Source organism: Halioglobus sp. D3-4, from assembly GCF_055809315.1.
Genome location: NZ_CM147907.1, coordinates 2,238,495 through 2,263,293 on the forward strand (window position 1 = coordinate 2,238,495; position 24,799 = coordinate 2,263,293).

22 protein-coding genes and 2 pseudogenes are annotated in these 24,799 nt (G+C 53.3%); 12 read left to right on the plus strand and 12 right to left on the minus strand.

Annotated features, from left to right (window positions below; all coding sequences use genetic code 11):
• Positions 1 to 10 precede the first annotated feature (10 nt).
• Positions 11 to 475: a MaoC family dehydratase gene (locus AC0L6S_RS09620; RefSeq protein ID WP_473428268.1), complete on the minus strand. Its 465-nt coding sequence runs from the start codon at positions 473 to 475 to the stop codon at positions 11 to 13.
• Positions 476 to 512: 37 nt separating this feature from the next.
• Complete coding sequence (locus AC0L6S_RS09625) at positions 513 to 1,001, minus strand: MaoC family dehydratase (RefSeq protein WP_473428269.1); 489 nt, start codon at positions 999 to 1,001, stop codon at positions 513 to 515.
• Positions 1,002 to 1,272: 271 nt separating this feature from the next.
• Here AC0L6S_RS09625 and AC0L6S_RS09630 point away from each other — a divergent pair, with 271 nt between their 5' ends.
• The gene (locus AC0L6S_RS09630; protein ID WP_473428270.1) at positions 1,273 to 1,896 is read left to right on the plus strand and encodes a TetR/AcrR family transcriptional regulator; all 624 of its coding nucleotides are present in this window, start codon (positions 1,273 to 1,275) and stop codon (positions 1,894 to 1,896) included.
• A gap of 205 nt (positions 1,897 to 2,101) precedes the next feature.
• Here AC0L6S_RS09630 and AC0L6S_RS09635 read toward each other — a convergent pair whose 3' ends face one another.
• The gene (locus AC0L6S_RS09635; protein ID WP_473428271.1) at positions 2,102 to 3,016 is read right to left on the minus strand and encodes an HpcH/HpaI aldolase/citrate lyase family protein; all 915 of its coding nucleotides are present in this window, start codon (positions 3,014 to 3,016) and stop codon (positions 2,102 to 2,104) included.
• A 186-nt stretch (positions 3,017 to 3,202) separates the two neighbouring features.
• Between AC0L6S_RS09635 and AC0L6S_RS09640 the strand changes: the two genes are divergently transcribed.
• The 6 genes and pseudogenes from AC0L6S_RS09640 to AC0L6S_RS09665 form a co-directional block, all read left to right on the plus strand.
• Positions 3,203 to 4,423 carry an acyl-CoA dehydrogenase family protein gene (locus tag AC0L6S_RS09640; protein ID WP_473428272.1) on the plus strand — a complete coding sequence of 407 codons (1,221 nt, stop codon included), beginning with the start codon at positions 3,203 to 3,205 and terminating at the stop codon, positions 4,421 to 4,423.
• Positions 4,424 to 4,460: 37 nt separating this feature from the next.
• Positions 4,461 to 5,186, plus strand: coding sequence for an SDR family NAD(P)-dependent oxidoreductase (locus AC0L6S_RS09645; protein ID WP_473428273.1), 726 nt, complete (start codon positions 4,461 to 4,463; stop codon positions 5,184 to 5,186).
• A 3-nt stretch (positions 5,187 to 5,189) separates the two neighbouring features.
• Positions 5,190 to 6,269: a phosphotransferase family protein gene (locus tag AC0L6S_RS09650; protein WP_473428274.1), complete on the plus strand. Its 1,080-nt coding sequence runs from the start codon at positions 5,190 to 5,192 to the stop codon at positions 6,267 to 6,269.
• 458 nt (positions 6,270 to 6,727) lie between these two features.
• Positions 6,728 to 7,267, plus strand: a complete 540-nt coding sequence (locus tag AC0L6S_RS09655; RefSeq protein WP_473428275.1) for a hypothetical protein — start codon at positions 6,728 to 6,730, stop codon at positions 7,265 to 7,267.
• Positions 7,268 to 7,355: 88 nt separating this feature from the next.
• Complete coding sequence (locus AC0L6S_RS09660; protein ID WP_473428276.1) at positions 7,356 to 7,655, plus strand: hypothetical protein; 300 nt, start codon at positions 7,356 to 7,358, stop codon at positions 7,653 to 7,655.
• A 94-nt stretch (positions 7,656 to 7,749) separates the two neighbouring features.
• A pseudogene (locus tag AC0L6S_RS09665) lies at positions 7,750 to 7,920 on the plus strand (IS1182 family transposase); the annotation flags it as partial.
• A 45-nt stretch (positions 7,921 to 7,965) separates the two neighbouring features.
• Here AC0L6S_RS09665 and AC0L6S_RS09670 read toward each other — a convergent pair.
• From AC0L6S_RS09670 to AC0L6S_RS09685, 4 genes are all read right to left on the minus strand, one after another.
• Positions 7,966 to 8,424: an SRPBCC family protein gene (locus tag AC0L6S_RS09670; RefSeq protein ID WP_473428277.1), complete on the minus strand. Its 459-nt coding sequence runs from the start codon at positions 8,422 to 8,424 to the stop codon at positions 7,966 to 7,968.
• 113 nt (positions 8,425 to 8,537) lie between these two features.
• Entirely contained in the window at positions 8,538 to 9,356 is an 819-nt protein-coding gene (locus AC0L6S_RS09675; protein WP_473428278.1) for an SDR family NAD(P)-dependent oxidoreductase, read from the minus strand.
• Positions 9,357 to 9,468: 112 nt separating this feature from the next.
• A complete protein-coding gene (locus AC0L6S_RS09680; protein ID WP_473428279.1) occupies positions 9,469 to 10,953 on the minus strand; it encodes an FAD-dependent oxidoreductase in 1,485 nt (494 codons plus the stop codon).
• Positions 10,954 to 11,185: 232 nt separating this feature from the next.
• Entirely contained in the window at positions 11,186 to 12,130 is a 945-nt protein-coding gene (locus AC0L6S_RS09685; protein WP_473428280.1) for an SDR family oxidoreductase, read from the minus strand.
• A 582-nt stretch (positions 12,131 to 12,712) separates the two neighbouring features.
• Between AC0L6S_RS09685 and AC0L6S_RS09690 the strand changes: the two genes are divergently transcribed.
• The gene (locus AC0L6S_RS09690; RefSeq protein WP_473428281.1) at positions 12,713 to 13,588 is read left to right on the plus strand and encodes an AraC family transcriptional regulator; all 876 of its coding nucleotides are present in this window, start codon (positions 12,713 to 12,715) and stop codon (positions 13,586 to 13,588) included.
• Positions 13,589 to 13,662: 74 nt separating this feature from the next.
• Here the strand turns inward: AC0L6S_RS09690 and AC0L6S_RS09695 are convergent, their stop codons facing one another.
• From AC0L6S_RS09695 to AC0L6S_RS09715, 5 genes and pseudogenes are all read right to left on the minus strand, one after another.
• On the minus strand, positions 13,663 to 14,601 hold the full coding sequence (locus AC0L6S_RS09695) for a cyclase family protein (RefSeq protein ID WP_473428282.1): 939 nt from the start codon (positions 14,599 to 14,601) through the stop codon (positions 13,663 to 13,665).
• A 161-nt stretch (positions 14,602 to 14,762) separates the two neighbouring features.
• Positions 14,763 to 15,604 (minus strand): annotated as a pseudogene (locus AC0L6S_RS09700) (SDR family NAD(P)-dependent oxidoreductase).
• A gap of 213 nt (positions 15,605 to 15,817) precedes the next feature.
• On the minus strand, positions 15,818 to 18,364 hold the full coding sequence (locus AC0L6S_RS09705; protein WP_473428283.1) for a TonB-dependent receptor: 2,547 nt from the start codon (positions 18,362 to 18,364) through the stop codon (positions 15,818 to 15,820).
• Between the two features lie 476 nt (positions 18,365 to 18,840).
• Complete coding sequence (locus AC0L6S_RS09710) at positions 18,841 to 19,563, minus strand: fibrobacter succinogenes major paralogous domain-containing protein (protein ID WP_473428284.1); 723 nt, start codon at positions 19,561 to 19,563, stop codon at positions 18,841 to 18,843.
• 85 nt (positions 19,564 to 19,648) lie between these two features.
• Entirely contained in the window at positions 19,649 to 20,599 is a 951-nt protein-coding gene (locus tag AC0L6S_RS09715) for an SDR family oxidoreductase (RefSeq protein ID WP_473428285.1), read from the minus strand.
• A gap of 339 nt (positions 20,600 to 20,938) precedes the next feature.
• Here AC0L6S_RS09715 and AC0L6S_RS09720 point away from each other — a divergent pair, with 339 nt between their 5' ends.
• From AC0L6S_RS09720 to AC0L6S_RS09735, 4 genes are all read left to right on the plus strand, one after another.
• On the plus strand, positions 20,939 to 22,216 hold the full coding sequence (locus AC0L6S_RS09720) for a TIGR03620 family F420-dependent LLM class oxidoreductase (protein WP_473428286.1): 1,278 nt from the start codon (positions 20,939 to 20,941) through the stop codon (positions 22,214 to 22,216).
• Between the two features lie 51 nt (positions 22,217 to 22,267).
• Positions 22,268 to 23,053, plus strand: a complete 786-nt coding sequence (locus tag AC0L6S_RS09725) for an SDR family NAD(P)-dependent oxidoreductase (protein WP_473428287.1) — start codon at positions 22,268 to 22,270, stop codon at positions 23,051 to 23,053.
• A 150-nt stretch (positions 23,054 to 23,203) separates the two neighbouring features.
• Positions 23,204 to 24,421, plus strand: a complete 1,218-nt coding sequence (locus AC0L6S_RS09730) for an aromatic ring-hydroxylating oxygenase subunit alpha (protein ID WP_473428288.1) — start codon at positions 23,204 to 23,206, stop codon at positions 24,419 to 24,421.
• A 10-nt stretch (positions 24,422 to 24,431) separates the two neighbouring features.
• Positions 24,432 to 24,749, plus strand: a complete 318-nt coding sequence (locus AC0L6S_RS09735; protein WP_473428289.1) for a 2Fe-2S iron-sulfur cluster-binding protein — start codon at positions 24,432 to 24,434, stop codon at positions 24,747 to 24,749.
• Positions 24,750 to 24,799 lie beyond the last annotated feature (50 nt).

The following is a 24,799-nucleotide window of genomic DNA, read 5'->3' on the forward strand; positions in this document are numbered from 1 at the left end:
GTTGACCTGATCAGTGAGGCCGTTTGAGAAGCAGGGCGGTACGATCACCCTGAAACGCGACATTCTCGTCCTGATCCACACCGTAGTGACGAAAGGTTACCAGGCCGCTGTTGTTATCAATGTCTTCTTTCGCCAGCACCTCGGTATAGGCATACAGGGTGTTGCCGTGGACGATGGGGTGCATAAGCTTGATCCCGGTCAGGCCGCGCTCCTCGATCACCTGTTCACCCGTATCCTGATATGCCAGGCCGATGGTAATTGAGATAGTCACCCCTCCGTATACCAGGGATTTGCCGACGAAGGTGTCCTTCATTTTGTCGTCATTAAAATGTGCATCGGCAGAATTCATTACCAGATGGCAAAGCGTCACCGCGTCATTTTCAGTAACAGTCTTACCCCGTGCGTGCTTATAGACCTTGCCTACTTTGAAGTCCTCAAAGTAGTTGTCGTTGGCTGTCAGTTTTTGCAGTTTCATAGTTTGATCCTCAGCGCAAGATGGACACGTTATGCGACTACTCTTGCAGGAAGTTGGAGCGCGTGTATTCGATGACCGGTTCACCGCGCTGATTAAAACCTTCCGTTTTCCAGGTAACGATGGCAGTACCGGGTTTGCTCTTGGAGAAGCGCCGCTGCATGACCACACTCTTTGCCGTCAAGGTATCCCCCTCATAGACCGGGCGGATAAAGCGACAGTCGTTGATTCCAACGAACGGACCGCGCAGGCTCAGATCTTCCACCGACAGACCCAATACCGTGTTGAACACCAGCAGAGGGTTGATGACCACACCCGGATGCCCCATTTCAACGGCGTAGCTGTGGTTGAAGTAGAGCGGGCTATACATCTGGCACAGGGTTGTAAACAGACTGTTATCACCAGCGTTGATAGTCCTGCCCCAATGGTGCTCAAACACACGCCCTTCCTCAAAGTCGGAAATGTAATTGCCCTTATCCCACAGTTCCGCCTTATCCAGGAAGGCCGGTCTCTCTTTCTGTTCACTCATCGCAGTCATTCCCACTGTCTGTGCGCTATTGCAAATACTTCAGGTAGAGCGATGACGGCTTTCCCCTATCGTCCGATCAACCCTGAGCAGGCATATTACTTATTGTATACTCAACTAGTATATAGCGTCCAGAATTACGTACCAATCTATTAGTACGGCACGTCGAATGCTAAATACTGACATATACAAACTGACGGGCTGTTTAGTATAGTAGCCACCAATAGCATTCCTGCATTGCCACCGATTCATTAACAAAAACGGACTTATTGAAATGGCTCAACAGAAGAAAAGGCGCACCCAGGCGGAACGGACTGAGGCCTCAGACAAGGCTATGTACAAGGCAGCTATCAAGCTGATCGCGAAAGAAGGGCCGGAGAAAATGACGCTGGCCAAGATCGGAAAGGTTGCCGGGTTTAGCGGAGGTCTGATCAGCTATCGCTTTAAATCGAAACAAAAATTACTCGAGGCGACGGCGCAGCGCATCCTCGACCTGTGGCGGGAACGAGTGCTGTTACCCTCACTAGAGGAAGCACAAGGGTTGGATTTCCTGGAAATGACGGGTAGGCGCTATCTTGAGGCCGTCGAAGCTAAATCGGACCTGATGCTGGCCCAGTTCAGACTGATGAATGAAAGCTATTCCACCTGCAAGGAATTGCGCCCTTTCTTCAGCGACTATGATAAGGAAGTGAGACAAGGCATCGTAGACATTCTTAAACCGTTACAAAAGAATGGTGAGATAGATGCGAAGGTAAACCTCGACGATTTTGCGGTGATCTATATGGGCATACTGCGAGGCGTAGCTGTCCAGTACTTTGTCAATGGTGAAGCCGTCGATCTGGACCGGGCATATAAAATGCTGGAGTTGACCTGCGACCGCGTGTTGATGAAAAAGTAACCCTACACGCTCAGCCCCCCTAGTCACCGCCTCGACAATAATTCCGGCGCCTCAGCCTTCGCACCTGGCGCCACGACCTCTTCCCGGTCCAGAGTCAAATACCCGCTGGCAACACATTCGCCACTATTCAGCGCCTGCCGGTTAGCCCATCGGATGTCTATGCAGGAAGCGCGCAGCCAGCAGTCAATGCTGGCGACCCATTGCCTCACATACCGATCAGGTCAGCACGATCAACCACATTCTGGAACACGCGGGCCGTGGCTGCATCGACCATGGCGCCCTTATGGTTTACTGAACCAATGCCCTGGGCTTCAGCCTCGCGAAATACCTCAATGTATTCTCTCGCCAGATCGACATCTTCCTGATCCGGGGAAAACGTCTCAAGTGCTGGCGCGATCTGGGAGGGGTGGATCGCCCATTTGCCGACCATGCCAATCGTTGCACAGCGCTTACACTCTTCTGTGTAGCCCTCGGGGTTACTGAAATCCGCATAGGGGCCATCCACAGCATCAATACCGGCCGCCCTGCATGCGATAGTCAGTTGGTAGCGAGGGTAGTGCCAGATATCGCCGGGATAGGTCGCCTTACCTATATCCTTGACTGACATACCCTGACTGGCTGAATAGTCGCCCATGCCAAATATCAGGCACTCCAGGCGCTCACAACTGTGGGCTATATCCCACACATTGTGCATAGCCTCGACCTCTTCGATCAGGCATTCCAGCCCGATTTTCTTCTTCAGTCCCAGCTTCTTCTCAAGCTGTCTCAGCAACTTATCCGCAAACAGCACGTCGGCAGCGGAAAAAGGCTTGGTCAACATAATGGTGTCCACGTTCTCACGAGCACCTTCAACGATGGCAATGATGTCATCGTGGCACCACTGGGTAGTGACATCATTGACGCGCACGCAGCGCACGGTGCTACCCCAGTCCAGACCGTTGAGGGCATCGACAATTGTCTGCCGCGCCCCCTCCTTGGCCGAGGGTGCTACGGCGTCTTCGAGGTCACAGAACACATGATCCACATCCAGGCCGGCGGCCTTGGTCAACATTTTTTCGCTCACGCCGGGTACGGCAAGTTGAGAACGGCGCAGGCGCCGGGGTTTATTGCTCGCACTCATGATAGGAACTCCTAAGAAACACGGTAAATCTCTGATGCCCCGACAGGACACAATGGCCGGGCATCCACATCCATTTAATCTGCCTGCCAGTATATCAGTATTTACTTATTGTTCAATAAGTAATGTATGTCTATAATTATTGTTTAATCAGTAACATTATTATTATGTCGAAAGAGAGCACGTGGTATGAACTTTGAACACAGCGACAAGGTAAATGACCTGATGGCGCGGGTAGATGCCTTTATGCAGGCGCATATTTTCCCGATCGAGGAGGCTTACGAGGAGTTTGTTAACGATCCGGCCAACCTGTGGCAAGTGCACCCAGTGATGGAAGAGCTGAAGCAACAAGCCAGGGCACAGGGGCTGTGGAATTTGTTCCTGCCGAAAGAGTACGGAGAGTTCAGTCCCGGCCTGACTAATCTCGAGTATGCGCCGCTGGCAGAACTGATGGGACGGGTAGAGATGGCCTCCGAGGTCTTCAACTGCAGCGCCCCCGACACCGGCAATATGGAGGTACTGGCCCGATACGGCACGGCGGCACAACAGGAACGCTGGCTGAAACCACTGATGGACGGCGAAATTCGCTCCGCCTACCTGATGACTGAGCCGCAGGTAGCCAGTTCCGACGCGACCAATGTGGAGTGCTCCATTGTGCGCGACGGTGACGAATACGTTATCAACGGCCGTAAATGGTGGTCCTCCAGTGTCTACGACCCACGCTGCGAATTACTGCTGGTAATGGGCAAGACTGACCCGGATGCGCCCAAGCACATCCAACAGTCCACCATTATCGTGCCGCGCAATACACCGGGAGTGAAGGTGCTGCGCCCGCTGAAGGTGTTCGGTGCCCTGCACTCCCCCTCTGGCCACGGCGAGGTACTGCTGGAGAATGTGCGCGTCCCGGTTGAGAACATCATCCTCGGGGAAGGCCGCGGATTCGAGATCGCCCAGGGTCGATTGGGCCCCGGCCGCATTCACCACTGCATGCGCCTGATCGGCGCCGCCCAGCGCTGCCTGGATCTGATGTGTAAACGTGTCGACTCACGGGTTGCTTTCGGCAAGAAGCTCGCAGACCAGAGCAGTATCCGACAGGAAGTCGCCAAATCCCGCTGCGAGATTGAACAGGCGCGCCTGCTTACCCTAAGCGCCGCAGACAAACTGGACAAGGTAGGTAACAAGGAGGCGCGTGAACTAATCGCCATGATCAAGATCGTAGCACCGCGCATGTGCCAGGAAGTGGCGGACCGGGCAATCCAGGCCCACGGCGGCATGGGATTATGCCAGGACACACCTATCCCCAATATTTTCAGCTACGGTCGCTTTGTGCGCCTGGCGGACGGGCCCGACGAGGTTCACATGTCACAGCTGGGCAAAATGACCATCAAAGCTGCAGCAGAGAACCGCTGAATACTATCAAGACATTCCCGGCAACAGGACAACGATTATGAGTTTGGTTAACGCACTGGATTTTACAGGCAAAAAAGTACTGGTCTGCGGCGCTTCAGACGGCATCGGCTACGGTGTTGCGCAGGCCTTCCTGGAGGCCGGCGCCCAAGTGGCAATCACCGGCACACGCAACGCGGAGGATTACGACAGGGACTTCAGCGGTATGCAGTTCCACTCCCTGAATATCCAGGACCCAGCGGCCATCAGCGCACTGGCGACAAAGTTTGACGCACTGGATGTGATGGTGAACTGCATCGGTTCGGTGCTATGGAAAAAAGCCGAGTTTGAGCGCGAGGGTTTCGAGAAAGTTCTCAGTATCAATCTCACTGGCGCCATGCAACTGTGTACCGAGTTCTATGACCTGCTGGCAGCCAGCGGCGGCAATATCGTCAACCTCGACTCGATAGTGTCGATCCGCCCCGCCCTGAACAACCCCGCGTACAGCGCCAGCAAGGCCGGTCTGGTGCAACTGACCAAATCCCTGGCCATGAAATGGGGCCGCAAGGGTATTCGCGTCAATAGTGTAGCGCCCGGTATGGTACCCACCAAGCTGACCGCGAATCAGTCGAGCCCGGAGCAGGAAGAAGAATTCAATAAGATCAACCCTCTGGGCCGTTTCGGCACACCACAGGATATCGCCGGCGGCGTACTGTTCCTGGCCTCCCCCATGGCGGCCTATGTCACCGGCCAGCAGTTGACCATCGATGGAGGTCTGACCCTGTAAGCTATGAGTACTTTACCCGAATCAACGATGTGGCAGGCCATCGACGCCTATCTGACAAGCATCGGACACCAACTGGATACAGATTTCCCAATCTGCAAGTTGTCCGGTGGCTCCGCCAATTACAACTACCTGATATCAATGGACGGTGCGAAGGCCGTGCTGCGCCGCCCGCCGGATGGCCCCCTGCCCCCCGGCGCCAACGATGTAGCCCGCGAATACAAGGTGCTGTCCAGCCTTGGCGATGCTTTCCCCCCGGCACCAAAAGGCCTGGTATTCTGCGACGATGAATCCGTCATCGGCGTGCCATTCTGCATCAGCCAGTTTCGTGAAGGAGTCTGCATCGGCCGACACTTACCCGAGGCGTTACAGGGCCGGGCACAGATCGGCCACGCACTGTCAGAACTGCTGGTGGAGACACTGGCGCAGCTGCACCGGGTGGATGTACAGGCCGTGGGCCTTGCCGATCTGGGTAAGGCCGACGGCTTTCTGGAGCGTCAGGTGGGCGGTTGGTTCAAGCGCGGCCAGCGGGTGCTCAACGAATCGCAACAGGAGAAACTCGCGGTCATCAGGGACTGGCTGTCCGCCAATCTGCCGCAGCAGCGTCCGGTGACTCTGGTGCACAACGACTTCAAACTGGACAATATGTTGATTGATCCCGATAGCCTCGAAGTGGGCGGCGTTGTCGACTGGGACATGTGCACTATCGGCGACCCGTTCTATGAACTGGCTATCCTGCTGGCCTACTGGGGCAGTCGCAGTGACCATGAATTGATCGCCTATCAATGTCGCATGCCCTGTGAAGCGAATGGCTGGTGGACACGGCGACAGGTGGTGGACCGCTATCTCGCCCTTACCGGCCAATCATTGGATGACCGGGAGCTGACCTTCTACTGGTGGCTGACCCAGTACCGCAATATCGTAGTGTACGCCCAGCTCAACACCCTATTCTCTCGCACCGGGGAACGGCCAAACGCGATGACCGAAGAAGAGTTTGAGCGGCTCAAGACGATCGCAAGTGACTTACTTCATTTCGCGGACGATCAACTGGGCAAGCTTCCAAATGATCTTCTGGCTGCCGGTTGACTGGAAGAGACACCAATCAGTCAAGCATGGATCGCTCAACACGCCTCAACCTGGATGGAAGCTGGGTATGGTCGTCAAATCGAGCGGTGCCTAGTTGCAATAGTGCAGGCCAGATCAAGCAGGGCTTGTCAGATGTTATGCCTCCTTTTTCTCCCAAAAGCGGGCACTATCAAGACCCAATTCTTGGCGAGGCCAATATACTCAATCGCCTACACTCGGCCCTTAATGTCTGCTAGGCTTGGATTGAGTTCGCGACCGAATAGCGGACACTCGATATAAAAAGATAAACGCTCAGCACTGTGGCTCCCTATGTAGCGTTATATGCGCCACTGGAATTGACAGGAGGTTGATTTGCAAAGGGAATTGATTCAACTGGAATTTACAAACTGGGCCGGGGTGTTATTTAGACCGGTCTATGTTCTCAGCTGTTAAGTGCCCATGAGAGCGGCCACAACGACATGAGCGACCACGAACAGCCAATTCCACATCGAATTATCTATTCTTCCTGGGATTTTCAGCAGGCGCTTTCGGCTGTGACATTTTTATGTGAAGAGTGCGATTTTGAAGAGCAATACTCGAGAGTGCAGCTGCGCAAATTTCGATGCTTTGAAACGACCGCTATCGTATCCTTTTCACGCCCCTTTAAAGTTGGGCGTGGGCGAAAAACGCTAGACTTAGCGGCAATTGGCTTTGAATTCTCCGAAGAGGAGGACGACCTAAAGAACAAAATTCTTCGGCTCCGAGATAAGATAGTTAGCCACTCTGACGAGGAAGAAATGGAATATAGAACTTCTTCTTTTACCGTCTTCGACGATACAGATGTTAGAATGCCGACGGCGATATTTCGTGAGTCTCTCTACCTGACTCAGGATGAGTACGATGCCTTCGAGGCTCTTTTGCATAGGCTGATGTACGCCATTTCCAAATATAAATTCGAGTTTGCTCAGTCTAATTCGGACTTATTCGAACAATTAAAGGTACCAGTAGGCTTAGAGTGAGGGCACTTAACAAATCAAGGCAGCGAGGGCGCTTCGCGCCGGGACCGCTTACCAGCGGCCCCTGCTTGAAGCGTTATAGAGCCTTAGTATGAGTGAGAATCCACTATCGTCATTAAAAATCGATTCTTGGTACAAGATTCTTCCAGTTCTGGGGACGCTTACCTTGATACTAGGCCTCACCGTGGAAATGAAGGGAGTGAGCAACACTCTTGTACAGCTCGTTTCCATCGGTGTAATTTTTGTAGGCATCGGTGAGTGGATTAATCATCCGCTTCAGACCCAAGTGGGTGCGGGTTTCAAGATTACCAGCCACAATAGGCTGAATACCTTTGCAGGCAATACCTGGGTATTGGTTGGGCTTGGAATCGTAGTTTATGCATTTGTCTAGCGGCTCAATAACAAGTAAGGCAACCGGACGGCTGCGCCGCCGGTTCCTTAGGCGTATGCGTAAAAGAGGAATACCGACTAATGTCCGATCTTTCGAAAACATCCAGAGGCAGTGCGAACACAACATTGTCTTCAAGACGTTGTCCTCCGATAGAGTGCCGCACTGAACCAGCATTGCAAACTTTATCAGCGCTTACCCCGATGCGATTGAATCCGTGTTCGAACAAGTTCTGTTGGTTTGTGATCAAGAGGGGCTGCTTGGCCACTTCAGAGACCGAAACTTGGTTGTCAGCCTATACGCGCTAAAACCGTTATTGATAATAATCCTGATAGGCGGTTGCGAGTTTTCGAAAGGCGGATTTCTGCACTGAGCGCAGCAGAGTCTTAAAAAGCCAACCAGTACCGAAACACTTGGGGTTGAAACGCCCTTTATACTTTGCAGTCAGCCCACCCTTGTGCACCTCAAAAACCATTTCACCCACAAACTCATTCACTGGCAAGCTGCCATTGTGCGTGGCATAACTAAAATATTCCGGCGGACGAAAACCGACTATGTCTTCCTTGATACGCATCGACCCAGTGACGACAGATCGCGTGCCCCCCTCTCCCATCGGATGATTCTTACCGGGTTTGAGAATTGTGATCTGTCCGGGCAAGCTATCCGAGTTCGACCACGCTTCGTAATCGACAAATAAATCCCAGAACTTCTGGCGATCAACATTTGGAAAGAAACACTCAAAGTCGTAATGAATTTTCCCGGCATTTTCCATGGCAGACATCTCATCTATGCGCTGATAGCTCTTTGACAGTCGCAGAATGCGTGAAATCGAGTCCGCAATACAAGAGCGCTACTTTGAATATGAATGGTTGTGATAAAACGCTGTCAGTACTCATTGAGCAGTTGTTTTGCAAGTGCCCTGGAATCATATATTTGATCGCCTTCATAGTGCGGCGCATAGCGGTCAAATGCGTTAGTGATTTCCTCGGAATTCTCGCTGACATAATCTCTACCGTAGGGATGAGAGACTATATGGAATTCATCGTTCTCTATTTGCGGCCAAATTTTGTCGATAAATTCATCCGTAGTCATGCCCGATTTGGTGATCTCTTTGGTACCTCCAAGTTCTGTTTGAACCATACCCGGATAAATACATCCGACATGAATTTGCTCTGGCACTTCAATTCTCAATGTTTCACAGATAGCCCGCACTGCATATTTCGATGCCGCGTAGATACCGGTCATGGGGCCCGGTGAGTACAGTCCGGCTTCAGAGCAAACGGTTAAAATCATACCGGGGGTTCCCTGCTCGATTATCCGATTTCCAAAAGCCCGGATACCGTTGAGCGGGCCGATCACATTGGTGTTGAACGTCTGGTGAAACGACTCCTCTGACGAATCGACAATCAGCTCGGGCAAGCCCGCGATACCGGCGTTATTGACAAGGACATCGACAGTGCCGAATTCATTCCACGCATAGTCTGCTAACGCCTTTACATCCTCAAAGTTTGACACGTCGCAGACCTTGTAGTGAGCGTCTACGCCTTTATCTATCAGGCCCTTCACCACCTCCTGCAGCCTGTCTTCGCGCAGATCGCAGACAAGCACCCTCGCCCCTTCGGCGCCAAACCGGTTGGCCATTGCCCTGCCAAGGCCACTTGCTCCGCCTGTGATCACAGCTGCTTTGCCCTTGAAATCTTTCATATCACTCTCCTCTAAATTATCTACTGCGGCGTCAATGGACCAGCCAGCGCACACTCCGGGCTCAGCTAGAGCTCAATCAATCCCGTCATTCTGGTAGTTGAGGCCTGGACGATTAATCGGCAGCGTGGGCGCCGGCGATACGCCCGAAGATCAGACCGCGCAGCACGGAAGTCGCGCCGACGTACTGACCGTAGTACATGCCGATGGTTTCACCGGCTGCGTAGAGCCCGGGGATCACATCGCCACTGTAATTCACCACCTGTGCGTCCGGTGTAATGCGCAGACCGCCGCACGTCAGGCAGATGGAGGACATCATCGGGTAACAGAAAAAGGGTGGCTTATCGATGCGCTTGGCATAGTTACTTTTCGGAATAGCCAGCCCCTGTGTACCAATGCCATCGAAAAAACCACCACCCACACCGAAACGCGTGTAGTCGACCTCATCCGAGCCATGGCAGGCATTGTTGTATGTTTCAATGGTATTGATGAATTTGTCGGCCGGAATATTAAGCTGCTCAGCCAGCCCTTCGAGTGAGTCCGCCTGAATGGCAGGCACTTCGCTGCGGATGCCAAAGCGCCACTCCTGATCACCGCTGTCGAGCTGGTTATCGTAGATGATGTAACCGATTCCGCCGTCCTGCTCGATAACCGCGCGCCCCGCCGACTCCTGGAAGGTACCGGGATCGTGGGGACATTCGTCCATAAAGCGGTCGCCGTTTTGATTGACCACAATCCCGCACGGCCAGATATCCACAAGAGCCTCGGGCTGTGTTGAGCGCGGATCGACCTGCTGCAGATGGACGTCGCTCCAGTCGCCCGACGGCGCGGCATTAAGATCCAGCGCCATGCGTAAGCCTTCACCCTTGTTGAAATACCCGCCCTTCGCTACCGGCTTCATGTATCGCGATTTCTGCCCAACGTATTGTGCCAGCATCTGCGGGTTGCCCTCGAAGCCGCCACTGGCGAGTATTACCGCCTTGGCATTGATCTCGACTGGCTCGTTGTTTTTCCCGACACAGCGCACGCCACATACGCGTCCCATATCGTCACTCAGCAGCTTGACCGCCGTAGTTTCGCAGAGGAATTCACCACCCTTGGCCTGTATCAAGGGAGTCAGTTTGTCGATAACCTCCAGCCCCCCGCCAGAGATATACGGCATCCGCATGATCTTGAGAAAGAAGGGGAAAAACTTGCCGTCCATATTGAACTCGACCCCGTGGTTTTGCAGCCACTCCACTGTTTCGGGCATCCCTTCAGCGAAAGCGCTCAGCAACTCAGGATCAAGAAACGGTGCCGTTTTAACATTGGGGTGCCAACTAGCGTAGTCATTGGCTGTTTCCGCCATCATCTCCGGATCGACGTGGAATCCATGATATCTTTCGAATGAGGCCCAGAAAGCATCGTCCCATTCAGGCTCCTCCTGACCGAACTTCAAAGCCAGGTTGGCATCTGTCCAACGCGAATTGCCGCCGCGCTCCTCGAACGTAGAACGCTCGACATTGATAACTTTCGCGCCTGATTCCAGCGCTGACAACGCTGCGGCCATTCCAGCGACACCACAGCCGATGACGGCAACATCCGTTTCAAAGTGCTTCATGGCAGATTACCTCCAACGAGCAAAAGACAGTACCATCAAAGCTCATCACGCTGCCTATCTGCCTCTCTTTCCTGGCGATTGACGCCGCGACTGCAATCTTCTCTGACATCTTATATTTACCTTTTGACCATTAAGTATTTTGCGAAATGACGGTACATGAATCCCAGAAATTCGTCAATGCCAACCCCGCTCCAATCGACCATGACACCTGGATAACCCGCATCAAAGCTATTCAGAAATGCGACCAGGTGAGGCCCGTTTTTTCTTCAGAAATTGTCCAGAGCCTGGCAGCCGCTTCTCTATCCAGGGCACACGGGTCTATCGAGCACTCATCGACGGGACCGACCATTTCAAATCTTGTCGGAGCATAGAGCTTGTTAACCTCCACATTCTCCTCCGCCGCACATAACGTTTCAGGCCAGGATCCCTTCTCTGCTGACTGCGCAAACAAAGACAGTACAGCCCAGGTTGTCTTGAGAGCAAAGCTGGCTGTGTCATTCAATAAGTTTGTCCGCGATGCACCGGGGTGACAGACCTGGATCGTGATATTTTTCCCCGCTGCCTGCGCACGATGCTGCAACTCATAACCGAACATTACCTGAGCGAGTTTACTCTGGTAGTAGGGATGATGTGAGTCGTAGTTGCAGTCGAAATTGATATCTTCAAAATAGATTCGTTTCGCACCGAACTTGTAGCCTTTGCTGCCCACCATTACGATACGACCGACCGAATTCTCAATTCGGTCGAAGAGCAAACCACATAGCAAGAAGTGTCCCAGGTGGTTAACGCCAAAGTGCGCTTCAAAACCATCCACAGTGAGTTCCCGGGTAGGCATATGCGCAATAGCGGCATTGCAGATGAGGGCGTCTATTCGAGGCGTGTTCTCCAGTACCTCGGCCGCACCTCTTCGAACTGAATCCAGCGTACCTAAATCCAGATGCACAAACGTCACATCGGCACCGCTGCCGAACTCTCTCCTGAGTGTTTCAATGGCAGCTGTTGAACGGTCGACATTGCGGTTCAGCATCACGACTTTAGCGCCTTTGGATAGAAAGGTGCGCGCTGCCTGGAAACCTGCACCGTTGTTGGCTCCCGTGATGACATAGGTTTTGCCCCTGAGTGAGGCGAGTCGTTTCGGTGTCCAGCCCTTTGGGCCAAATTTTCTTATGGTAGTCACTCTTCAATTTCCCTGGTTTTCGAGCTGGGTTTCCAAGCTGCATTAGCGAGTTGTTAGCAAACAGATGCTCTGTGCAGTCGATAACGATAAGGTCAGTTTCAATGCACTTATGAGTAGATTGCTTTGAGCGACGAGTACAAAACACAATTCAGGTCGTCCACGCTATCTCTCGCTCAGCCCTGTCTTGCGATCATCGCTACGGCGCCTCCCGATTATATTATTTACCATTTAACCACTAAGTATATTATAGCTTAACGTTACATGAGTAACGATAATTCGTCAATTCATCGTCTCTTTACGGCGTATACACTGGAGACATATACGTTTAGGCCAGATGCCTTGGGGAGATAGGCGTTTGGGACATCCACGCTGTGGCAGCGTTACAGAGAATCGCGTCGTCTATACACACCGCTGGCAAGGCGCCAGAACAATGCCATTAGCAACATCAAGTTGCTTGGCGATGGCGGCCAATTGCTATCATAGCTCTCGCAGCCGAGCTGGATCAGGCTGTATTGTCTCGAATATTTGCCTATTTGTATCAACAGGATTGAGTAGCGTGTTTTGCAGTGCTATGTTGCCTGCATGAGCCAACAGCAGATAAAGCAGTTTATTGAAAACCGTGTCGACGAAGACGGCATGGTGGACACCGGGATAAAGGGTGTACAACTCTTCCAGATGACCACCCCGCTGCCATGCGCCCCTGCAGTATACGAACCCGTGGTGGTAGCCATCGTAAACGGGTCCAAAGAAGCCATTTTGGACGGCAATAAATATGTCTATGACAGCAGTCAGTACCTGTGCTGCACCATGTCGATGCCAGTGGAGGCAGGGACACCCACGGCCTCGCCGGACAACCCTCTGCTGGGGGTATATATCACCCTGGATACGAGGCTGATGACCGAGCTGGCGCTTGAAATGGAAAGCGCCGGCGGCGCCATTCAAAGGCCCAGTAACAGCGCACTACCGCAGGGACTCGCGCTGGCTCACTGGGACAACACATTTACCGACGCGCTGCTGCGGCTGCTGCAATTAGCGGATAGCCCGACAGATACGGCAGTACTCAGTGACGGCCGCCTTCGGGAGTTGTACTACGCGATTTTGCAGGGTGAAGCGGGAAATTCCGCAAGGCGTGCATTTGGCGTGGGCAATGAAATCGCCCGTGCAATTGAGTATTTGTCATGTCGGCTGCACAAATCCGTCAGCATCGAAGAGATGGCTAGCCAGGTCGGCATGAGCCGGGCCGTGCTCCACCGCAAATTCAAGCAGGCCACCCGTATGTCGCCCATCCAGTTTGTGAAGTCCATGCGACTGAACAATGCCGCGATGAAAATTGCCGGAGGAATGAATGTGAGCGAAGCGGCTATGGAAGTGGGCTACGTGAGCTCGTCTCAATTCAGCCGGGAGTTCAAACGCATGTACGGGCAATCGCCAAAGCAGTGGAGCCATTCCAGAGTATGACCCTTGTGTGATTGCGACATAGTATCCGCTGAAATCGAATCACACTGTGCGCAACGAGGCCAGCAAACGGTTGACTAGAAAACCGCCAACGGATTCACAGGAGCACCGCTCCCACCCACTGCCCGCAGCGGTGCCGCAACAAACAAAAATTCCCACCGCTTGTGCTGCATGGCTTCACTGGACAATGCTTCGAGATTGAGATTATCCAGCAGGGGCATACCCAATGCGGCCAGGGTAAGCGTATGAAATGGTATGACCACCCCCTCGACGCCAGACGGTAGCACATCATTCCCACCATCCGAACCGACAACCGCCACATCTCTCTGTTTCAGCCACAACGCCACAGAGGCATGCAAGCCGGCAGCCCCTTCTATCAAATGCACCGGACCGTCTTGCCGAACGCGCTCCCAACGACCCGTTCGCACCAATAAAGCATCGCCAGCACCTATGCGGATGCCGGTTTTTTCTTCCCAGGCCTCAAGATCGGAGGCAGTAATTGCCTGACCGGGAGCAAGATAGTCCACGCCTTCAAACCATGCCATATCGACCAGTACGCCACGCGTAAAAACACCATTCTTCATATTGTGGATGCCCAGCTTTCCCGCTCCCTCAGGCCCCAGTAGTTCCTCTGACAAGCCGTTATACATCTGCCCTTTGTGAATCATATGGGCGAGGCCATCAATGTGAGCATGTGCGGCACCGTGGTACTCCACAGCATATTTATCAGACACAACGGAATGGCTACCATCGACACTGACCACCCTGGATTCGCTCACAAACGGCTCCGGATTGTATTCGCTCTGCTGCGTGTTGAGGTCACTCGCCAGGGAAACACTGACCCCCACTTTCACAAGTGCTGCCGCCTTGATTTTCATGTCCGGCGTAATGATATTGAGGGTGCCGAGTTCATCATCCTTTCCCCAGCGGCCCCAGTTCGATATTTCATCAAACCACTGCTCGTACTGCTGGGTACTGATCGACGCCGGTGGAGAGTCCGCCAGAGTCGCTGACATTGGGATATACGAAAGAAATAGAGCAATGAGTATTTTTTGTACCATGTCGAGCATCCGCTTTAGCAATGAGTATTGAGGCGCGCCAGCTCGACCGATTCTGCTTTCAGGCAGGCCGGCGCAATAGCACGTGTACGCGATAATCGGAGTCTGGTCTGCCAGACCTAAAAAGACGTCGCGCTAAATGCCGCTTCTACCTCTGCAGCCCTGCTCAAGAAATCCTGCAGTACGTGCGGGTGGGTAGGGACAAAAAATTGCCCGTCAGCCACACCGGCCATAATCAGCTCAGCAACTCGATCAGGGCTTAGGATAGGTGGAGAATCATCCCCACCTAACGCGAGATCTTCGGCACTTGCTATCAAGGGTGTACCAGCGCCTCCGAATTCCTCCTGGCGTTTTTGGACCGAGAACAGGATTTCGGTCTGGACGCCCCCTGGAAGCGCCAGGCTCACTGCAATGTTTTCATTCTCCAGCTCGTACCTGAATGTCTCTGCCATCGATAGCATCGCGTGTTTCGTCATATTGTAACCCCCGGCACCCACGGCACGTGAATGGGGAGGAATCGACAGGCTGTTCTCCGAACCGGTAAAAATGATGTGAGCACCCGCAGTACCAGCTTTTCTGGTTTCTTCGATGAAACATTTGGCACATTGCCAGGCGCCAAAGACGTTTACCCGAAACATCCATTCGAGATCCAGTGGCTTCAGGTTATCCAATGTGGCGAGCTGAGTGACTCCAGCATTGATGAATGCCAGTTCTATGGCCCCAAAGTCCTTGAATGCTTTGGAAAACACCTCGGCTACCTGGTCGAATTTTGCCACATCGCATTGATAGGCTATAGCCTCCCCCCCAGGGATTCGATCTCCCCAACGGCAGACTGGGCATTTTCCAGATCAATATCTGCAATGGCGACTTTGCATCCTTTGCTGGCCAGCGATACCGCCAGTGCACGGCCGATACCGGTCGCCCCTCCGGTGACAATTGCAGATTTTCCATCGTAATTCATATCAACTTCCAGATTTGAGAACCGGCAGTGCTGCTACACAGATGCATTGCCATTCAGTTTCAACGTTATCACGCCTGATCTATAGTCGGGTTTACATCACAGGTATGCCCTTCCGTGCTGCAGTTTAAGAGCTATTGCGTAAATTGCAGAAGCGCCACCGGGACGTACAAGAGTCCTTGGTGGCGCTAACGGTTAATAGCCTCTGTTTTCCACTTACATACGATAAGTTAAACCAACCGTAAACTGACGCCCGCCGTTAATGAACTGCCAGAAGTCAGTAAGGCCACTGGGATCATTCGTCCCGGTTGTCGCCGCGTTTCCTCCGGGGATCGTATTCGAGCCCTCGGTCGCGTACTGCACATCTCCCAGGTTTATACCTCGGAGAAAGAACTCCCACTTGTCATCGGATGAGAACACACTCACCGCCGCATTTGTCCACCAGTAGCTATCCTGGCGATAGCTGTCCGGGTATAACAAAGCTGTGGCGTTGTAGTCATCCTTGTAGGCAGTCGTCAGATTCAAGCCAAGATTCCAGTTGTCAACCAGTGCAACCTGATAGTCCAGACCGAAAGTTGCACTCCAATCAGACGCGTTCGGGAGCGAGTCCCCGGACATGTCAGCGCCAGTGAAATTGCCAGTGACCGGATCGGGATTGACGTCACAGCCCATCGCAATGGTTTGCCCGACATAGCAGTCCGCGATGTAGTCGTCGTATTCAGAATTGGCCCAGGCAAGGTTGGCCGTCAGCGTTAATCCATCGACCGGTGTCAGCCAGAAAGTCTCCACCTCAACACCTTCGAGAGAGGCTCCCGCGGCGTTGATCACCTGTAGCGAGGGAACCCCACCAGAGCCGGTGGTCAATTTTGACAACTGCATGTCATCATAATCGTAGCTGTATGCGGTGACATTGAAGCGCAGCGAGCCATCCAGCAGGGTAGATTTCATGCCTACTTCGCCTCCCTTGATCTTCTCCTCGTCGTAGAGGTTATTATAGGGAATGCCCGCTGCCGTTAACGGCAGGGTAGTAGACACATTAAAGGAACCATCAACACCCCCGGATTTGAACCCCGTCCTGTAACTCGCGAAGAACATGACATCATCATTGTACTGATAGCTCAGCGTCACTTCCGGGGAAACATTGCTCCAATCGGGGTTGTCATCATCGAGAAGAATGTCCGTGAGGGGCACAGCGGGCTGGCCAATTTCAGGAGCAGCACCCACCTCGGCAGTGATGGTGGGGCTTTTCTCTTCATATGAATAGCGTGCGCCACCAGAAAGAGTCCACTTTTCTGTCAGATCCCATATCACCTGAGCGAAAGCAGAATAGGCCTTGCTGTCCTGTGAGTTAATCTGCGTACCACCGGGAATCCCGAACACACCGAACGCGACCGGAACATCGACAAGATTACTACCGAACACGACGCCTTGCTTCGACTCGATCTGCTTGTCTTCGTAGTATGCACCCAGCGTAAAGTTTACCGGGCCGGAGTAATCTGAGCTCAGGCGAAGTTCCTGGGTCCACTGCTCGAGGTGAAAGTAGCCCGAGCTGACCAACCCAGAAGCCACCTGCCAGCTTGAATCGCCCAACCGCTTGTTCTCGTTCTCGAAGTACCCGGATACCGACGTCAGATTGAGGTCGTTACCCAGATCATAATTCATCTCAAGCACCGCAAAATGGTCTTCATCTTTTATGAACCCACCTTCATCGCCACGGTAGCCCGGGTAGAGCTGGTCACGCGAAACGAGTGCCGGGTTCGTTCCGGGGGCTATGATTTTGTCGCCCGCCTTGCAATTATTGATACCAGGCACGGGGTACAGAACCTGCGGCTCGCCGTATGGGCACTGCGTCCGCGTGGCACTGAACATGGCGCTGCCATCCTGATCCTTTTTCAGATACGCATATTTCAGTTTCCCCGTAAAATTGTCCGTAGGCTCCCACATCAAGGTGCCCATCGCGAACTTGTGCTCGGTGGAGAACGAGTTTTTCCCGGTGGCAAACGCTGTCTGCACCGGCTCACCGTTGGGGCCTGTTTCAAACTCATCAAAATTGTAGACATCGAAGAGGTATTTGTCCGCGTTAGACCAACCCATCGACAAACGCCCGGACAGTGTTTCTGTCAACGGCCCAGAGACAATACCCCGTATTGCCGGCTCTTCGGTCTCGGTTTCATACTCTGCAGTGAACTGCGCCTCAAACTCAGCCGTGGGATCCTTGGTGTGCAGCGCTATCACGCCGCCTGGGCTGTTCTTGCCGTAGAACAAGGCCTGCGGCCCCCGCAACACTTCGATGCGCTCGAGGTCGAACATCCCTGTACTCATCAACTGCACGCTACTGATACCGACACCGTCAAGGTTGATGGCGACCGCCTGATCGAACAGCGCATTGCCGCCGCCCGTCCCGACACCGCGCAGATAGATGGTACCGCCGGTAGCCGCCGTGGACTCGGCAGTTACCAAACCGGGAACGATGGTTCCAAGGTCTGCAATGCCCTCGATCTGGTTGGCCTTGACCATATCCGAGGTGAGCACGCTGACCGCAACAGGTGTCTCCTGCAGGGATTCCTCGCGTTTCCGGGCTGTCACAAACACCTCTTCGATAACGTTGACACTTTCCACCCCTTCGGCTTGTACCGATTGAACGGGTAGCAACGCTGAGCCTACCGACAGCATCGCCAGCGCCGACACGGTCAAGGGTGCTCGGGCGTCGCTCAAGTGCTCCCCCATGGACAATTGGTTATATCTCGAAAGTTTCGTTTTCATTATCGTACTCTCCGCAGCAAAATCGGTCGGCAACTCGCTCGACGCTGTTCATCGTTAATAGGCAGTTTCAGGAAAGCACATCCCTGATACTCGTTGTAAATTCTTATACTTCCTGTTTACACAGTTAGTTATATTTCGCTAAAAATGCACCATCACTGGTGCAAGTGGTTCAATGTCCTATCCTTCAGACGGTCTGCTGTGGGTGCGCCTCTACAAGGTCATTGCATCCCGTCAATCGATCCAATGTTACTTATTGGTTGAACAGTACGATAAATTCTGGAGACCGTCAACACCCAATCCATCTCAATATTGGGTGAGGCCGGAGTGAGCACCGCTCCTTGAGAGCCTGTGGCGGGACCAGCTTATGGGGCGGACAAACGCCCGGAGCCGGAGCAGCTCTGTAATCGCGCCTGTGCCGCCTGATGGCCGGATTCGGGTTGTAATTATGTCAATCCCAGCGCTTTCGGCGTATCGGACTAATCAATCGATACACCGGGTTCTGGCTGGTTTTTTACGCACCTGACTGAAAACATATAATTTTTGTTCAATTTCTCCCGGCGTATTTCACCCTTATGCGTATTCCAGCAGGAGTATGCGAGTGTTCTGGCATGGGCTTCATCTTCTGTGGCATTGCTACTCGTCCAAAACTCGCTGTACATTCCCTGAGTGATGTACCAATTATTCCACTTCACTCCAGCAGGCCTTGCAGAAAAGCCGTATTTGTTTACCCGAGATTGATCGAATGTCTTGAATAGCGAGTTTGGCTGAGCATCTTTCAGCGTGATTGCTATGTCGTCATCACCCCGCCATCCATAGCTGTTGACATCTTGTTCAGGTATTCCAATGGCTCTTTCCAGCACTCTCCAATCCTGGTCGGAAGCCACTCTCCAGCCAGCCGGGCAGATATTTCTTTCATCTGCGACATCATGCCAGTCATATAGCCTGCCATATTTCAGGAGGTTTCTTTCTTCATCATTGGGAATAAACGCCGTCTTAATCTCGGCGCCATCCTGAAACCTCGTACTCCGGAGATTTTCCGCCAGCCACACCTGGCGGCCAATTGTCACGGTACGATAGGTGTTGCCCTCCCCATCCTGGACTGTACCTTCTCTCTCATTCAATTGTTCTTTTGTACCACTCGCGTATGACATGGTCGAAATCACCACAAAGATTCCTATGGATAAATTGAAAGTCTTCATTACATTTTCTTTCGATAGCGACGTCTTAAGTTCCGATTTTTCATTACAACCCCTGCCTGAATGGCCCGTACCAGTCACTACCAGGCTATAGCGACCAACTCAGAGAGGTTTCTTTCTCGGAGAGTACCCACAACCGGGCTAGAGCGTCCTTATCCAAAACGAATGACTCAAGCTTACATTCTCCAACCGGGCCGCCAAAATTCATCCTTCCGGTTGGCCCGTAATAAGCCCGTTGTTTCAAGTTCTCTTCAGTAGCACACATGACTTCAGGATAAGCGCCTTTTTCGGCCGATTGAGCCACCCCTAGCTTCACCATCAAAGACCAGCTAACCCTGGTTGCGAAGCTGGCGCTTTCACGGATCAGTGATGTATCTGATGCGCCCGGGTGACAGACATACACTTGCACCTGTTTGTGTGCGTCTTTGATTCTGTCCTGAAGTTCGTAGGCGAACATCATCTGCGCCAGTTTACTCTGGCTGTAGACCTTGTTTGGATGGTAGTTCTTATCCCAGTTCATATCGTCAAACTGGATCGCTCTCAGCCCCAGTTTATGGCCCTCGCTGGATACGACAACGATACGCCCTTCGGACACTTCTATCCGCTCAAACAATAGCCCGCATAAAAGGAAGTGGCCGTAGTGGTTCACACCCAATTGGCTTTCAAAGCCGTCGGCCGTAATCGCCTGTTTCGCAATCTGTGCGATAGCTGCATTGCATATAAGCGCATCGATTCGAGGAACCGTCTCCAGAACCTCTGCGGCAGCGGAGCGCACACTATCGAGCTCTGCCAGGTCCATAGGTACGTAGCTGACGGCAGCGGTGCTGCCAAATTCCTCTTTCAGTTGCTCAATAGCCGCTTCAGATTTGCCAGGATTGCGGTTCAGCATCACCACGTTGGCACTTTTGGAGAGCAGTATCCGCGCCGCCTGGAACCCCGCACCGGTATTGGCCCCGGTGATGGCATACGTTTTACCGGCAAGCGAGTTGATTCGTTCGGGTAACCAGCCCTTGGGACCAAATGGATTACTGCTAGCCATGCTCAAACTCCTGAGTAATTCACGGGGGAAGTTCCTGTCGAACGGAACAATAATTCTCAACAGCGGCAATAACTAGGCAATATTCTCTCTAATTATTGCCCGATTGTATCAACGCAGTTGAAGCCGGCAGTTTTCAAGTGCTCCCTGCGCATGTTGACGACCCCCAGCATCTAATGTACTGTTCAACTAATAAGTATTTTATGATGACGAACTGCAAGGCGGCGCTATCGTTGAGGCAAAACTAACCAGTACCTCTAGCTGCCAGTTCCTGTAGCTGAGTATTTACCACGAGCAACGGCGAGCGAATCGCTGACCAATCAAACTGAGGAGAAAATAAAGATGACCGATAGTGATCACGAGTCTCGTTCAATCGAAATATGGACAAAGGTGCTCAAACGCCTGGACGCCGAGGTCCCAAACGAGGTGTACAGCGTAAAGCTGGAGCCCCTGGTCTTGTTGGGAACAAACGGCAGCGTGGTGCACTTCGAGTTTCCCTTAAGCCACGGCGATTGGCACGCCTGGGTGAAAAACACCTTCGGGAAGCGAATTATTCAGCTGTGGCGTGAGGAGGACGACAGTATCTCCGAGTTGGACATTGTCCCTCAGCAGCAAGCCAGCCTGACCCCCGCCCAGATTGAAGCGCTAGAGCAGCAGCGCAGTGCGGCGGCGGCTAAATTTGAGCAGGGTTGGATCGCAGCAGTCGAAAAAGCGAAGCAAAGAGGCCGTATAGAGACACAAATTGACGCTGAACCGATGCGGAAGCAACTGGGCAAGATTGGTGTGTGGAGCCGTACGCCGTACTTTGGCCCTGCGGAGACGGCGACTGATATGGCTACAGCCGCAGAGGAGCTCGGCTATTCCGCGTTGTGGATTCCCGGTTTCGATGGCGGCCATATTTTCGAGCGCTGTGGTATGGCCCTGGCCGCCACATCAAACCTGACCATCGGCACCAGCATCGTCAACATCTGGCGCCATACTCCCGCTGAGTGCGCCCAGGAAACGAAAAAACTGCAGGCCGACAGCGGTGGTCGTTTCCTGCTTGGACTGGGTGCGAGCCATAAAGGTCTGGTCGGCGACGACTACGACAAAATCTCTCCACTGGCAAAGATGCGCGGCTATCTTGAAGACCTCGCCGCCGAGGGTCTGGCGGGTGAGGATTGCGTGCTGGGCGCGTTCGGCCCCAAGATGCTGGAGCTGGGTGCCAAACGCACTGTCGGCGGTCACCCCTACCTGGTGACAGCAGAATATACTGCCGCGGCGCGGGTGATGCTCGGTGACGGGCCGCTGCTCGCACCCGAGGTAGCGGTAATCCTTGAAAGCGACCCTGACAAGGCACGAGCCATCGCCCGGGAGTTCATCACGCTATACCTGCGCGGGCCAAACTACGCCAATAACATGTACCGACTCGGTTACACCGTTGAGGATTTCACTGCGGAAGGCGGCGATATCAGCGATCGTCTCATTGACGCGCTCGTGCCCTGGGGCGACCCTGAGACAATCGCAGCCAAGATTAAGGCCCACCTCGATGCCGGTGCCGACCACGTGGGCGTCCAATCCTGGGGACCGAAGCCCGAGATCGATGTCTGGCGTGAACTCGCTCCCGTGCTGCTGGACTAATCCAAAGACATAATCTGTATACATAATTTAGAAAGAGAAGGAGGAAAAGACATGAATAGATTGCAGGGTAAGGGCGCACTTGTCACCGGCGGAGCCTCAGGCATTGGTGCCGAGACGGTCCGACGTTTTGTCGCTGAAGGTGCACGGGTAACCATTGCCGACCTGGACGAGGAAAAAGGCGAAGCGCTCGCCGCCGAGCTCGGTGATGACGTGCTGTTCATTGCCACCAACGTGACTATTGAGAAGGACGTCGCCGAGGCGGTCTCACGCTCTATCGAGCAGTGGGGGCAGCTCGACTGCCTTTTCAACAACGCAGGTGGCGGCGGCGCCAACGGCCCTATCGCATCGATCCCGGAGGAGCACTTTGACGGAACGGTCGATGTAAATCTCAAGAGTACGTTTTTTGGAATGAAGCATGTCGCCGAGCATATGATCGCTCGAGGCAGCGGAAGCATCATCAACAATGCTTCGGTCTGCGGCATCACTTCCGGCATGGGGCCACATTTGTATTCAGCTACCAAGGCAGCCGTCATCGGGCTCACCAATAGCGTAGCACTCGAACTCGGCCATTACGGTATACGCGTCAACTCCATTTGCCCGGGTGTGGTGGATACGCCGATATTCCAGGGCAACACCGCCATACTGGATCACTTTGAAAAACTCACGCCAATCGGACGCGTCGGCAAGCCGGAAGATCTGGCAGCCATGGCATTGTTTCTGGCCAGCGATGAGTCGAACTGGGTCACGGGCCAGGCAATGGTCGTCGACGGGGGTATGAGCACCGGTATACCGTGGGCACAGTGGGCCGAGCACCTGCGGGTTCCCAACCCGCTCTGAGGCTCACCCGGCCGCTCGACCATGCGCACCCACTCCCTGCAAGGGTATCGGTGCGCCTGGTGAGCACATTCAGGCTGAAAGAGGCCTACATGACAATCGCCATGAGTTATTAAACGTGTAAATGCGACACCCAGATTGAAGGATGACAACATGGACCAGAAAACAGAAGACTTGATTAAGGCAGGCATGGAATACGAGGGTTCTCGCAAGGAGCCACCGGAGAATTTTCCGCCACTTCCAGATATTCCGGTACAACGCTACACCGACCCCGACTTCTTCAAGTTGGAGATGGAAAAACTGTGGCAGAACGCCTGGCTGTACGTCGCCCACGACGATGAGCTACCCAACCCGGGCGATTACCTTTTGTTTGAACGCGGCAGCGCCCCGATTTTTTTGATCAGGGGAAACGATGGCATCGTCCGCGCTTTCTTCAACACGTGCCGGCATCGCGGCGCACCGATTGTTCAAGAGGGATCAGGGAACAAACGTGGCTTGATGTGCGGCTATCACGGTTGGACTTACAACCTCGAAGGTGAACTGATCAACCTGCGCGATAAGCGCGATTTTGTCGATTTGGATATGTCGTGCCGTAGCCTGTACAACGTCCGTTGCGAGACGTATGGCAATTTCATTTTCATCAATGAAAACTCTGACGCAGAGCCGCTGTTGGATTACCTCGGGCCTTTCGTAAAAGACTTCGATGAAATGCAACCCGATAAGTTGCGTTTTGTCGAGCGTCACGGGTTTGAGGTGAAGTGTAATTTGAAGATTTTTATGGACGCCTTTTTGGAGGTGTACCATATCAAATCCATCCATCCACAAACTCTGGACCCAGTGTTCGATCACCGCGGCACCCATATCACACTGTGGGAGAAGGGACATTCTCGAATGGTCATCCCGTCGCGAGATGAGACACTGCTTGCTCATGCCGCCGAGGGCTTCAAAGAAATCGATACCGTCGGTGAAACAGCGCGGACTACCAGCTGCACCTACAACATCTTCCCAAACCTGACGGCGCACATCGACCACACCGGCGCCCCGCTCCTGACATTCTGGCCAGTGGACATCGAAACCACCTATGTGGAGATCCACTGGATGACGCCCGACCTTGACGGCGCACCCCTACCCGATATCTGGAAGGAGCGCATCAGCCAACTGGACATCGTGCTGGGAGAAGATATCCAGTTTATGCCCACTATCCAGAAAGCGATGCAATCCCGGGTCTTCAAAGGTATCCCACTGAACTACCAGGAACGTCGAATCTACCATTGGCACGAGGAGTTGGATCGGCGTATCGGTCAGGAAAACATTCCCGAAGACCAACGGGTGGAACCCAAGCTCGCACACCTGATCGCAACTGACCGATAAGGTGAAGCCGATGATAACGCTGTTAGTAACAGATCGCAGTGGCCAGAATCACGAGCTTGAAACGGAGACTGGCCCGACACTGATGGAAACCCTGCAATATCAACCCTATGGGGTAGAAGCGATATGCGGCGGCCTCTGCTCCTGCGGCACCTGTCATGTCTATATCGGTGAAAACTGGCTGGACAAGCTGCCGGACATTGGAGCTGAGGAGGATGAATTACTCGAGGGCGTGCAAGAACGGGAAAGCAACTCCCGCCTCAGTTGTCAGGTTCCTGTGACTGACGTCCTCGACGGCATGGACCTGACCATCGCGCCATCATCGTTCTGAACCTGTACAGGGCTCCCTTACCTTAAAACGGCCCAGCGGTAACGCCTTCG